At 48.7% G+C, this 13146-nt stretch carries 9 protein-coding genes; 3 read left to right on the top strand and 6 right to left on the bottom strand.

From position 1 onward, the window contains the following. Positions 1-61 precede the first annotated feature (61 nt). The 6 genes from guaD to aceB form a co-directional block, all read right to left on the bottom strand. The gene (gene guaD / locus AB8599_RS15905) at positions 62-1381 is read right to left on the bottom strand and encodes a guanine deaminase (RefSeq protein WP_407333883.1); all 1320 of its coding nucleotides are present in this window, start codon (positions 1379-1381) and stop codon (positions 62-64) included. A gap of 4 nt (positions 1382-1385) precedes the next feature. After that, positions 1386-2273 (bottom strand): xanthine dehydrogenase accessory protein XdhC, encoded by an 888-nt coding sequence (xdhC, locus tag AB8599_RS15900; RefSeq protein ID WP_407333882.1) that lies wholly within the window; start codon positions 2271-2273, stop codon positions 1386-1388. A 47-nt stretch (positions 2274-2320) separates the two neighbouring features. Next, the gene (gene xdhB / locus AB8599_RS15895; protein WP_407333881.1) at positions 2321-4717 is read right to left on the bottom strand and encodes a xanthine dehydrogenase molybdopterin binding subunit; all 2397 of its coding nucleotides are present in this window, start codon (positions 4715-4717) and stop codon (positions 2321-2323) included. Beyond that, positions 4707-6158: a xanthine dehydrogenase small subunit gene (xdhA, locus tag AB8599_RS15890; protein WP_407333880.1), complete on the bottom strand. Its 1452-nt coding sequence runs from the start codon at positions 6156-6158 to the stop codon at positions 4707-4709. The genes xdhB and xdhA overlap by 11 nt, the downstream gene beginning before the upstream one ends. Positions 6159-6491: 333 nt before the next feature. Then, complete coding sequence (locus AB8599_RS15885; protein WP_407333879.1) at positions 6492-7226, bottom strand: GntR family transcriptional regulator; 735 nt, start codon at positions 7224-7226, stop codon at positions 6492-6494. Between the two features lie 395 nt (positions 7227-7621). Further along, positions 7622-9265, bottom strand: coding sequence for a malate synthase A (gene aceB, locus AB8599_RS15880; protein WP_407333878.1), 1644 nt, complete (start codon positions 9263-9265; stop codon positions 7622-7624). A gap of 290 nt (positions 9266-9555) precedes the next feature. Here aceB and gcl point away from each other — a divergent pair, with 290 nt between their 5' ends. The 3 genes from gcl (at position 9556) to AB8599_RS15865 (ending at position 13083) form a co-directional block, all read left to right on the top strand. Then, a complete protein-coding gene (gene gcl / locus AB8599_RS15875; protein WP_407333877.1) occupies positions 9556-11334 on the top strand; it encodes a glyoxylate carboligase in 1779 nt (592 codons plus the stop codon). Positions 11335-11399: 65 nt separating this feature from the next. Then, positions 11400-12191: a hydroxypyruvate isomerase gene (gene hyi / locus AB8599_RS15870; protein WP_407333876.1), complete on the top strand. Its 792-nt coding sequence runs from the start codon at positions 11400-11402 to the stop codon at positions 12189-12191. Between the two features lies 1 nt (position 12192). Next, positions 12193-13083, top strand: a complete 891-nt coding sequence (locus tag AB8599_RS15865) for a 2-hydroxy-3-oxopropionate reductase (protein WP_407333875.1) — start codon at positions 12193-12195, stop codon at positions 13081-13083. Positions 13084-13146: the final 63 nt, after the last annotated feature.

The raw sequence follows: 13146 nt of genomic DNA, 5'->3' as shown, positions 1-13146 counted from the left end.
CTCAGTGTCTCAGCGTAGACATGAGACACATTCGTGAATGGAATATAAGAAATTCTATCTGTTATTGAGGGGGATACACGGATTGGCCATAAGAGTATGTATCAAAGACGGCGCGATCATCTCCCAATGTCATGAGCACAAACAGTTTGTCTTCCAATGAATGCGCGTGCTCCATTCTAAACTTCATCAATTGTGTCGCGTGTAAATCCAACACCACAAAATCCGCTTCTTTGCCCGTGTCGAAGTTACCGATCATATGATCTAGCGAGAGTGCCTTCGCGCCGCCCAACGTGGCTTGATATAGCGACTTCAATGGGTGAAGTTTTTTACCCTGTAGTTGCATCACTTTGTACGCTTCACTCATGGTCTGTAGCAGTGAGAAACTGGTGCCTGCGCCAACGTCTGTCCCCATTCCGACTTTAATCCCTTTGGCTTCCATATCATCAAGAGGGAATAAACCCGAACCGAGAAACAGATTGGACGTTGGACAGAATGCAACAGCAGAGTCAGTTTCTGCCAGTCTTGTGCATTCTTGGTCACACAAGTGAATACCGTGGGCGAACACTGAACGGCTTGAAAGCAAACCGTGTGAATCATAAACATCGAGATAGTTTTTGCTGTCGGGGAATAACTCCGCCACCCATTCGATCTCGTTGTGATTCTCGGAAAGGTGAGTGTGCAGATAAACATCGGGATATTCTTTCAGCAGCTTGCCTGCCAAATGAAGCTGCTCAGAGGTACTGGTTGGTGCAAACCGCGGTGTGATAGCGTAATGAAGTCGGCCTTTGTTGTGCCACTTTTCTATCAGTGCCTTGCTGTCGGCATAGCCAGATTCCGGCGTGTCGGTGAGATCGTCCGGTGCATTTCGGTCCATCAACACTTTTCCTGCGATCATGCGCAGGTTGCGTTTTGCGACTTCTTGGAAAAATACATCAACAGAGGATTTGTGCACAGTGCCGAACACGAGCGCCGTGGTGGTGCCATTGCGCGCCAATTCATCAAGAAAATGTACCGCGACATCGCGGGCGTAATCATCGTCTTCAAAGCGTTTTTCTTCGGGGAAGGTGTAATTGTTTAGCCAATCGATCAGTTGAGCACCGTAGGCGGCGATCATACCCGTTTGCGGATAGTGGATATGGGTGTCGATAAAGCCCGGTGTGATTAACTTGTTTTCAAGCTCGATGATGTCAATGCTGGGGTCCAGTGTTGGCAGCATGTCCTCGGCGTGGCCGACATTCACGATGTGTCCATCGGCGACAAGCAGGATCCCGTCTTCAAAATACTGGTATGAATCTTCCAAACCCACGTCCGTTGGGTTGGCAATGCTATGTAATATGGCTGCGCGAAAGGCTCTTGTAGGGTGAGCTTTGGGGTCTTTCATTCCTTTATGCCCTTATTTTCTCGTTATTTTTATTGTTTGGGTTTTCGCTTGGTTCTGTAACCAGAATAGAGCGTTTTTCTGCCTGTTTCTGTGTTGCATGCTCCCGTTTGCTAGAGATGTGTTCACCTTGATAACAGGCGATGAGCTCACCCGCGACAGAAACAGCAATTTCAGCAGGGTGTTTCCCTTTGACGCTTCCAATGCCAATCGGGCAGATCATGGTATTAATGGCCGCTTGATCGAATCCGCGATCTTTTAGCCTATGGTCAAAACGTTTGCGCTTTGACAGTGAACCAATTACCCCGAAATAGCGGCTATCTCCTCGTTTAAGAATGGCGCGACAGAGGTCGAAATCAAGCTGGTGGTTATGAGTCAGCACTAGATACATACTGTTTGCGGGCAGGGTTGCTACCTCACCAACAGGATCGTCGCTTAGTCGCTTCTCCACGTTGTCGGGAATATATGCAGGAAATTGCGCGTCACGCTCATCAACCCAGATCACTTTAAATGGCAAGGTGGCCAGAATAGGCACAAGAGCTTTGGCAACGTGACCTGCACCAAACAGCGCGAGGACATGACGTTGCTGCCCAACAGGCTCGAAGCTAAGTGTGACCATGCCGCCGCAACATTGGCCTAAACGAGCGCCTAAGTTGAAGTGTTCTACTTTGACGCTATGATCCCCATCAAGCAGCATTTGAAGGGCAGTTTTCATCGCGATGTGTTCAAGATGCCCGCCACCAATTGTGGAGACGATCTCCTTCTCGGTCACCAGCATTTTGCTGCCAGCGCCGCGAGGCACTGAGCCTTTGTCTTCTAGCACAGTGACCATGACACAGGGTGTGCCTGTTTGCTCAAACTGGGCGAGGGCGTGAATCCAGTTATCCATAAACATGGTGCAGCTCCTTTTTTCCGTGCTTTATCACGCATTGATTCATGGCCCTATTTCGCCTGACTCAAGGGTGATTTTCCTTTTCGTACTCGTTTAATTGCCTGATACACCTGCTCGGGTGTAGCGGGAGCAGACAAATAGGGGACTTCACCTTTTTCGGCAACACTGGCTATTGCGTTTTTAATTGCACTCCAAACGGAAATCGCGAGCATAAAAGGGGGTTCACCGACGGCTTTGGAATGGAACACTGTGTCTTCTGGATTGGTGCGGTTTTCCACCAATCGGGTATTGAAGATCTCTGGCGTGTCAGCAACAGCAGGAATTTTGTAGCTGGCTGGGCCGCTGGTCATTAGCTGGCCTTTGTCGTTCCACACCAATTCTTCCGTTGTCAGCCATCCCATGCCTTGAATGAAGCCGCCTTCAACCTGACCAATATCTATCGCAGGGTTTAGCGATGCACCAACGTCGTGAAGAATATCCACACGCAACACCTTATATTCGCCAGTGAGCGTGTCGATAATCACCTCAGAGCATGAGACGCCATACGCGAAGTAATAGAAAGGGCGACCGCGCGCGTTTGCATGGTCGTAAAAAATCTTAGGCGTTTTGTAAAACCCCGTGGCTGCAAGCGAGATTTGCTTTATCCAGCATAGCTCGGTGAAATCGCTGAACGTCATGCTGTGCTGGTCGCCAACGCTCACAATGCCGTTGCTGAAGATGACTTTATCCGGTGCTACCTCAAAGTGTTTTGCTGCAAACGCCACCATGCGATCTTTGATGAGAAACGCAGCGTTTTGGGCGGCTTTACCGTTGAGATCTGTGCCTGATGACGCTGCCGTTGGCGAGGTGTTTGGCACTTTTTCCGTATTTGTTGCCGTGATTTGAATGCGGCTAATGTCCACGCTGAATGCTTCGGCGACAATTTGCGCTACCTTGGTATTCAACCCTTGCCCCATTTCAGTGCCGCCGTGGTTAAGACAGATGCTGCCATCGCTGTAAATGGTGATCAGCGCACCGGCTTGGTTGAGAAAGGTCGCGGTAAACGATATACCAAATTTAACTGGGGTGAGCGCAATGCCCTTTTTCAGAATAGGGCTGCTTGCGTTGAAATCCGCAATGGCTTTACGCCTTGCTTGATAATCACACTCTGTTTCTAGATCCGCCGTCATTTCGTGAATGAAGTTATCTGCGACTTTTTGAAAGTAATGGGTTTCGTCGCGGCCACTACCAGCCTGATTGGCACTGGCATAATAGTTAGCTTTGCGAACATCGAGCGGGTCTTTATCGAGATGATAGGCAATGGTGTCCATCACATGTTCGATGATCATCATGCCTTGCGGGCCACCAAAGCCACGAAAGGCGGTGTTCGAGGCCGTGTTGGTTTTCACACAATGCCCCGTCACCGTGGCATTTCCTAGGAAATAGGCGTTGTCAGAATGGAACATGGCACGATCGACAATCGAACGTGACAAATCCGGTGAATGCCCGGCATTGCCTGCGACAACCATATCGATGCCTTGGATCACGCCATTGTCGTTAAAGCCCACTTTGAATTGATTGTAAAAAGGATGGCGCTTGCCCGTCATCATCATGTCTTCACGTCTTGGCAATCGGAACTTCACTGGCTGACCCGTTTGATGCGCGATAATGGCGGCAATACATGCGGGGGCTGCAGCTTGCGTTTCCTTGCCGCCAAACCCGCCACCCATACGGCGCATATCAATCAGCACTTTGTGCATGGAAATACCCAGCACCGAGGCCACCAGTTTCTGCACCTCGGTGGGATGCTGCGTCGAGGAATAGACGATCACGCCGCCATCTTCGGTAGGAACAACACTGGAGACTTGGGTTTCCAAATAGAAGTGCTCTTGACCACCAATATGCAGCGAACCTTCCAATACATGGTTTGCTGCTTCAATGGCTTTTTCAGAGTCACCGCGTTTTTGCTGGTGGCTGTCTGTCACGAATGACTTCTGTGCCAGCGCTTCTTCGACGCTTAATGCCGCTGTGAGCAATTCATATTCGATGATGGCCGCTTGTGCGCCTTTACGCGCGTTGTCCAAGGTATCTGCCGCTACGGCGATCACGGGCTGACCGACATACACCACTTTGCCATCCGCCAATAACGGGTCGCCGGGTAGCACTGGGCCAATGTCTAACTCACCCGGAATGTCTTTGGCGCTGATCACCGCACGAACACCTGCGACGTCGTAACAAGGGGAAACATCTAGCTGGGTAATGTTGGCGTGCGCATGTGGGCTCATTAATGCGTAAACATGCAGCTGATTGGGAAACTCAGGGCGGTCGTCGATATAGAGTGCATCGCCAGTGACCTGTTTCTCGGCACTTTCATGTTTGACCGATTTTCCAACACCAGTGGCAAGCCCTTGCTTGGCTTGTGTCGCCATTTGTTCAGGCGTTAATTCGGGGGCAGTTTTACGGGACATAGTGAATCACCCTCGTTTCAATGGCTTCGCCGCGCATATTTTGTAGCTCGATATACAAACGATAAAGCAGGTTGGCCGCGGTTTCAGTGCGGTATGCTTTGCTGGCGCGAAAGTCCGAAATCGGCTGAAAATCAGTCGCAAGTGCCGTCATTGCTTGCTCAATGCTGGAAGAAGAAAGTGGCTTGCCCATCAGTGCTTGCTCGCACTGTGTTGCTCTGGCAGGAATAGGCGCCATACCACCAAAAGCTATTTTGATATCTGTTACGTTGTCACCGTCTAAGGTTAGGTTGAACGCGCCGCACACCGCTGAAATATCATCATCAAAGCGCTTAGAGATTTTATAAGCACGAAATGTTTGATTCGCTTGCGGCTTGGGAATACGGATGGTTTGAATAAATTCAGACGGTTGTAGATCAGTGACCTTGTAACTTTTAAAGTAGTCTTCGAGTAATATTTCTCGTGTGGTATCGCCACGACGCAATATCATCGAAGTACCGAGCGAGATGAGCAGAGGCGGGCTGTCTCCAATCGGCGAGGCATTGGCAATGTTGCCGCCAACCGTGCCTTGGTTTCGGATTTGCAAAGACGCAAACCGATGGATCAGCGCGCCGAAATCAGGGTAGTGAGGTTCGAGCGCACGGTACACATCCGTTAACGGTACATTGGCGCCGATTTCGATATGTGTGTCGGTCTCGGAGACGGTTTTAATGTCATCGACATGTCCGAGGTAAATTAGCTCATCAATGTCGCGATGGAATTGTGTCACTTCCAAAGCCAAATCCGTTCCGCCTGCCAGCAACTTGGCATGAGGGTGAGCCATCAAAACCTTAGCCAGTTCATCGCTGTTCGTCGGGGTGAAAGCCGTCTTTCCTTCAGCATGATGTTCAAGCTCGGGTTTACCCATCGCATTGAGCTTATCGATTGTCTCTCGCTCATAATCCGAAAACTGATCGCGAATAGGGGCTTCTTGGCTGAGTGATAACGCCGCTTCAACGATAGGGCGATAACCCGTGCAACGACAAAGATTGCCAGCGAGCGCTTCATAGGTATCTTCCTTATCGGCGTTCGGTGTGTTTTTGGTGAGTGCAAACATCGACATAATAAAACCCGGGGTGCAGAAACCGCATTGGCTGCCGTGAAAATCGACAATGGCTTTCTGTACGGGATGAAGCGCCTCTTTCGTTCGAAGATCTTCCACGGTAATAAGCTGTTTTCCGTGAAGCGCCGAAACAAAGGTGAGGCATGAGTTAACGCTTCGGTACTCAAGGTTGCCATTGACCACCTCACCCAACACGACGGTGCACGCACCGCAGTCACCGGAACCACATCCTTCTTTGGTACCTGTCTTGCGTGCATGTTCGCGTAGGTAATTCAACACAGTCAGATTGGGAGAAATATCCTTTTCTTCCTGCAAGGTCTGATTTAAGAGAAAACGGATCACACTGCCTCCATGACGCTTTTGAATCCATTGATTACAAGCTAGTCATTTCTGACCGATGGGTCAACTTTCTGTTAACAAGTAAGATCGTAAAAACTAACAAATAAAAATCATTATAAATCAATGGATAGTTGGATTTATGGGTAGGTCACATCACAGATTGTCTTGGATTGTTGTATACAATTTGTGAGTTTGATCGTTTCATAATCTCGGAAACGATAGGTGGAATTGGTTTTGTGACAACGGAGAAGGTAATAGAAGATAAGAAAAATATGTGGGGGAGGCATTATTGTCCCACTACAGAGTGGGACAATATGTAGAATCTAGACTCAGAACTTAAGCTTTCTTTTTTAGCACGTTAGAAAAAACGGCATGAAGATCTTGAGCGTTGGTTTCATCGTGAAGGTTAAGTTTTGATTTGATGTGGTCGAGATGCGTTTTCATCAACGCCATCGCTTTCTGTTTATCCCGAGCTTCAATGGCATCAAGCAGTTGCGTGTGTTCGTCATACGAACAGTTGTGCTGCTTGGTAGATTCATAAAGCGCAATGATCAAAGAACACTGGGAAACCAAGCTACGTTGGAAGCTCATCAATGGCAGATTATCAGCCATTGCCGCCAATTCGATGTGAAATTCACCGGAAAGGCGAATGCTTCGGCCTGTATCATTTTGCGCGATCGCTTCATGCTCTTCTGCGACCATGGCACGGCACTTTGCAATTTGCTCAGGCGTGGCGTTTTCTGCCGCCAACTCAACGATAGCCAGTTCCATGACTTCTCGTGCTTTGAGTATTTGCAGTGCTTCGCTAACAGATGGTGAAGCGACAATCGAACCTCGGTTCGGGCGCGTGCTGACGACCTGCTCAACAGAAAGGCGAAGCAGTGCACGACGAATAATGGTGCGGCTAACACCAAAGATTTCGCCCAACGCTTCTTCGCTAAGTTTGGTGCCCGGTGGCAGACGTTGCTCTAGGATGGCATCAAAAATATGACCGTATACGATGTCATCTTGTGTCATTTTTGGGTTTGTTGGTTTGCTCTTTTTTGTGCTTGCTTTGAGAAGCCCTGTCATACAGTTATCCCTTTTACGACTCGTCATCTCCTACGAGCTTGCTGTAAATAACGTCCTAAAAGTGAACGCAAAAAATAGAAAATATGATTTAAGAATTTTGTATAAGAATAGCTGAACTGATTGTACAACATCGACGCAGTTCTTGTATCAATCGCGTTTACCTTTGCGGGGCGAGTTTTGTTCCATTCCGAAGATTGATGAGAGTTTAGACAGTGATCTAAGAATGCTAGGATTGGAGAGAACAGAAAAAGCCGAAAGAACACAAAGAATGGAAGGAATGCCAGAGAGGAGTGCGCGAGAAAAAAGCTCGCGCAGGGTGAGCGAAAACAATTATTTCCAAGTAAACTCCAGATGCTAGATGTAAACGGCGACAGAGAAGCTGTCGCCATTGCGCGTTATTCGAGTTTTGCGTAGCAAGGAATCGTAAGGAAATCGGCAAAGTGACTATCGGTAGAAAGCGAGAAGAACAGCTCCGACGCTTGGTCAAACTTACGGTTTGCTTCGCCACCTGTAGATGCTTTCATTTCAGCCACTTCCTGATCCAGCCACTCTCTGAACATTTTCACGGTAAACGGGCGTCCATCATCTAAAGAGACTTGATGCTTCAACCATTGCCAAATATTGGCACGAGAAATTTCAGCGGTGGCGGCATCTTCCATTAATCCGTATATCGGCACGCAGCCAACGCCGCGGAGCCAGGATTCCATATAAAGCACTGCAATGCGGATGTTCTTTCTCACCCCTTGTTCGTCTTTTGAACCTTGGCAAGGGCGGAGTAATAATTCGCTATCAAATGTGCCATCAGGAATGAAGTGACGCTGATTTGTTGAACCATCCAGATACTGGTCAAAAATTTCGCGTGCGAGCGTCACCAAATGTGGATGCGCCACCCAAGTGCCGTCATGGCCGTTGGTGGCCTCTCGGCGTTTGTCATCGATAACCTTCTTAGTCACGCGATCCATTTCTTCCGGATCTTTGGATGGAATAAACGCCGACATACCGCCAATGGCCAAAGCTCCGCGACGATGACAGGTCTGGATCAAACGCTTGCTGTATGCCTCAAGGAACGGCTGATCCATGCCAATGGCATGACGATCGGGCAGGATGCGGTCAGCATGGTTTTTCAGTGTTTTGATGTAGCTGAAAATGTAGTCCCAACGGCCGCAGTTCATACCGACGATGTGCTTGCGCATGACAAACAGCATCTCTTCCATTTGGAACACGGCAGGGAGTGTTTCTAGCAATACTGTCGCGCGAATGGTGCCGGTCTCAGCGTTGAAATATCGCTCCGTAAAATCGAATACGGCTTCCCACCAAGCGGCTTCTTCCAGTGATTCGAGTTTTGGCAGGTAGAAATACACCCCTTGCCCTTTGTCTTTTCTGTTCTGGTAGTTATGGAAAAAGTACAGGCCGAAATCCATCAAACTGGCTGGCATCGCTTTGCCATCAAACAGAATGTGCGCCTCTTCTAAGTGCAAACCACGAGGGCGATGGATCAAGGTGGCAGGGTTTTCTATCAGTTGATAATGCTTACCGTTTTTGGGTTCAGTGAACGCAATCGTGCCAGCATTCGCATCGCGCATGTTGATTTGGCCATTGACCATATTTTCCCATGTCGGCGACGTTGCATCCTCAAAACAGCACATGAACACATTCGCGCCAGAGTTGAGGGCGTTAATCACCATCTTTCGATCGATAGGGCCTGTGATCTCTACACGGCGGTCGAGCAGATCGTCGGGTATGGCATTCACTCTCCAATTCGGTTCATCACGAATTGGCTGTGTATCTGCACGAAAATCGGGCAGTGAACCCATGTCATATTGAGCCTGTTTCTCTTTTCGCATATCGAGCAGGGCGTCACGTTCAGTGGCAAAGTTCACACACAAGGCTTCCAAAAAGGTTAAAGCGAATGGGTTGAGTATTGCTTTGGCTTCTTCGCTAAACAGTCTCCCGACGACTTCCAGCCTTGAGGTGGTGTCACTGGCTTTGCTCTGGCGCGGATTTTGTTGATGTTCAGGGTTATTCTTAATGTCATACATCAGCAGTGTCCTTAAATAATGTATACAATTTTAATGAAAATAGTGTTTTTATCTTCTTCTTATAGTGAACAATAAAAGCACATTGTTAATGTGATGTGAATAGTCATATCTTCTAATCTCTGATACTAATCGAGTTGTCAGACCACTGTTCTCCTGCCACAACTGGCTTACTTGCACCTCATTTTGAACAATTTTGCTGTTGTAAGAATGTTGAAAAATCACTTGCGGTTAATAAATAATCGATCTAAGAATACAATTAACGATTAAATTGTATACAAAAAGGTTTGGGAATGGCAAAGATGAGAGCGATTGATGCAGCCATAGAAGTGTTAAAGCGTGAAGGGGTGGTGAAAGCATTTGGTGTGCCGGGGGCTGCCATTAACCCTTTCTACTCAGCATTGAAGAAAGTAGGAGGGATTGACCATATTCTCGCTCGCCATGTTGAAGGCGCATCGCACATGGCTGAAGGCTACACGCGAGCAAATGCAGGAAATATCGGGGTTTGTATTGGCACATCTGGCCCAGCAGGCACTGATATGATCACGGGGCTCTATTCTGCGCAGGCGGACTCCATTCCAATTCTATGTATTACAGGGCAGGCACCAAGATCGCGTCTACATAAAGAAGATTTTCAAGCGGTAGACATAGAATCGATAGCGCGTCCTGTTACCAAATGGTGCTCAACCGTGATGGAGCCCGCACAAGTCCCTCGGGCGATTCAGCATGCTTTTCAGGTGATGCGTTCTGGCCGTCCCGGCCCTGTGTTGATAGACCTGCCTTTGGATGTTCAACTGGCTGAAATCGAATTTGATATTGATAGCTATGAGCCTCTTGATCCCTACAAACCTGCGATGACACGCCATCAAGCGGAAATGGCGTTGAAAATGCTCAATGAAGCAGAGCGGCCATTAATTGTGTCAGGCGGTGGTGTGATTAATGCCAATGCGTCTGAGCTGTTGCAAGCGTTCGCGGAAATTCTCGGCGTACCGGTTATTCCTACTTTAATGGGATGGGGCAGTATCCCTGATGATCATGAACTGATGGCGGGTATGGTGGGGCTTCAAACGTCCCACCGTTACGGTAATGCTTCGATGTTGGCATCTGACTTGGTGTTTGGCGTTGGTAACCGCTGGGCGAATCGCCACACGGGCTCGGTTGATGTTTATACCGAAGGCAGAAAATTTGTTCACATCGACATTGAACCGACGCAAATTGGCCGTGTTTTCTGTCCGGATCTCGGCATCGTGTCAGATGCATTTTTAGCCCTGTCGCAACTCGTTGAGGTCGCCAAAGAGTGGAAATCTCAAGGTCGCCTGAAAGATCACAGCGCTTGGGTGAGTGATTGTCAGCAGCGTAAAGCCACTATGCTGCGTAAAACCCATTACACCGAACAGCCAGTCAAACCCATGCGTGTTTACGAAGAAATGAACCGCGTATTTGACCGCGAGACTTGCTACGTCAGCACCATTGGTCTTTCACAAATTGCTGCCGCGCAGTTCCTGCATGTTTATAAACCTCGCCACTGGATTAACTGTGGTCAGGCTGGGCCTTTAGGTTGGACAGTGCCTGCGGCCTTAGGCGTTCGCGCTGCCGATCCCGAGCGTCAAATTGTCGCAATTTCAGGCGATTACGATTTTCAGTTCATGATCGAAGAGTTAGCTGTCGGTGCACAGTTCAAGCTTCCCTATATTCATGTGCTGGTGAATAACGCCTACCTCGGTTTAATCCGACAGGCGCAGCGTCAATTCGACATTGATTACTGCGTGCAACTGGCCTTCGAAAATCAGAATTCACAAGAGTTGGCCGATTATGGTGTCGACCATGTCGCCGTCGTTGAGGGCTTAGGTTGTAAGGCGATAAGAGTCAGAGACCCTGATCTGATTGCGCCTGCGCTGGAGCAAGCGAAAGCACTAATGGCAAAACACAGCGTTCCCGTTGTGGTGGAAATCATTCTGGAGAAGGTCACCAACATTTCCATGGGCGCTGAAATCGATGCCGTGAATGAGTTCGAATCGCTGGCGGAATCTATTGCTGATGCTCCCACCGCTTTGGCGGCGAAAGACAGATAAGTGTTTGCACAGCGCAAATACAAGATCAATAAGAAGAACAAGAACAAAGAGATAAGGAGATTGATATGCCAAAGCTTGCTGCCAATTTATCCATGCTATTTAACGAGCTGCCATTTATTGAGCGTTTCAGTGCCGCGGCCAAGTTCGGATTCAAAGGCGTGGAGTACTTGTTTCCCTATGCGTTTAACGCAAAGGAACTTAAAGCGGAACTGGATAGAAACCAACTGAAACAAGTGCTGTTCAACCTCCCATCGGGTGATTGGGATAATGGTGATCGTGGCATCGCGGCTGACCCGGCAAGAGTTAAAGAGTTTCGTTCCGGTGTCTCAAAAGCTATTGAATATGCTCGCGTGCTGGATTGTCAGCAAGTGAACTGTCTCGCTGGCATCGTCCCCGCGGGCGTCAGTCAGGAACACGCAGAGGAAACCCTGATTGAGAACCTGAAATTTGCCAATGAACAGTTGGAAAGCGCGGGAATAAGGCTAGTGATTGAAGCCATCAACACCCGTGACATTCCCGGTTTTGCGCTCACCAATACCCAACAGGCGTTGAGGATTTGTGATGCGGTGGGCAGTGACAACATTTCGCTGCAATACGACATCTACCACATGCAGATTATGGAGGGCGATATCGCCCAAACGATGGCTTCCTCAATCAATCGCATTGGTCATATTCAAATCGCAGATAACCCAGGTAGACATGAGCCAGGAACAGGCGAGCTGAATTATCACTTCCTGTTTAACTATATCGACAGCATCGGCTATCAAGGTTGGGTGGGCTGCGAGTACAAACCCGCAACCACAACTCACGAAGGTCTGAAATGGTTAGCGGACTACCTGCAGAATAAGGAGTCATAGCATGACGACAATCGCGTTTATCGGCACGGGCATCATGGGCAAACCCATGGCAGAGAATCTGCAAAAAGCGGGCTATCAACTCCATCTTTCTGAAAGTCGTTCACCTGCACCCATTTCATTGAAAGAAGGTGGCGCGAGAACATTCGCCACCAACGTGGAAGCGATAAAAGAGGCCGAATTTGTCATCACCATGGTCCCGGATACGCCACAAGTGAACGAAGTCTTGTTCGGTGAATATGGCATCGCGCCTGTTTTAGATGACACAAAAACCGTGATCGACATGAGTTCAATTTCACCGCTAGAAACCAAGCAGTTTGCTGCTCGCGTAAAAGAAAGCGGCGCTGCGTATTTAGATGCGCCCGTGTCTGGCGGTGAAGTGGGAGCCATCAATGCCACGCTGACTATCATGGTGGGTGGCGCTGAAACTGATTTTGAGAAAGCATTGCCTTTGTTCGGAGCCATGGGTCAAAACATCAATTTGGTGGGTGACTGCGGCGCTGGGCAAGTGTGCAAAGTCGCAAACCAAATCATTGTCGCGTTGAACATAGAGGCGGTGTCTGAAGCATTGGTATTTGCTTCCAAAGCAGGTGCCGATCCAGCACGTATTCGCAACGCCTTGCTGGGTGGTTTTGCCAATTCCAAAGTGCTGGAAGTACACGGGGAACGCATGGTGAAGGGCACCTTCGACCCCGGTTTTAGAATCCGCCTGCACCAGAAAGATTTGAATCTCGCTTTAACGGGGGCCAAGACACTGGGTGTCGCATTGCCCAATACGCAATCAGCCCAAGATCTCTTTGGCTTATGCGCAGAGCAAGGCGGTGAGAATTGGGATCATTCCGCGCTGATCAAAGCCATTGAATCCCTTTCAAGCCACAATATTCGCGGCGAGTAGCATGGTTTAAGCTTTGTCGAGTTTTGTTTTAGATATCATATCGGTCCTTTGATATTTGCCCGC

This window comes from Enterovibrio litoreus, assembly GCF_045679545.1.
Classification (GTDB): domain Bacteria; phylum Pseudomonadota; class Gammaproteobacteria; order Enterobacterales; family Vibrionaceae; genus Enterovibrio.
This window is presented reverse-complemented; position numbering and strand designations above follow the sequence as displayed.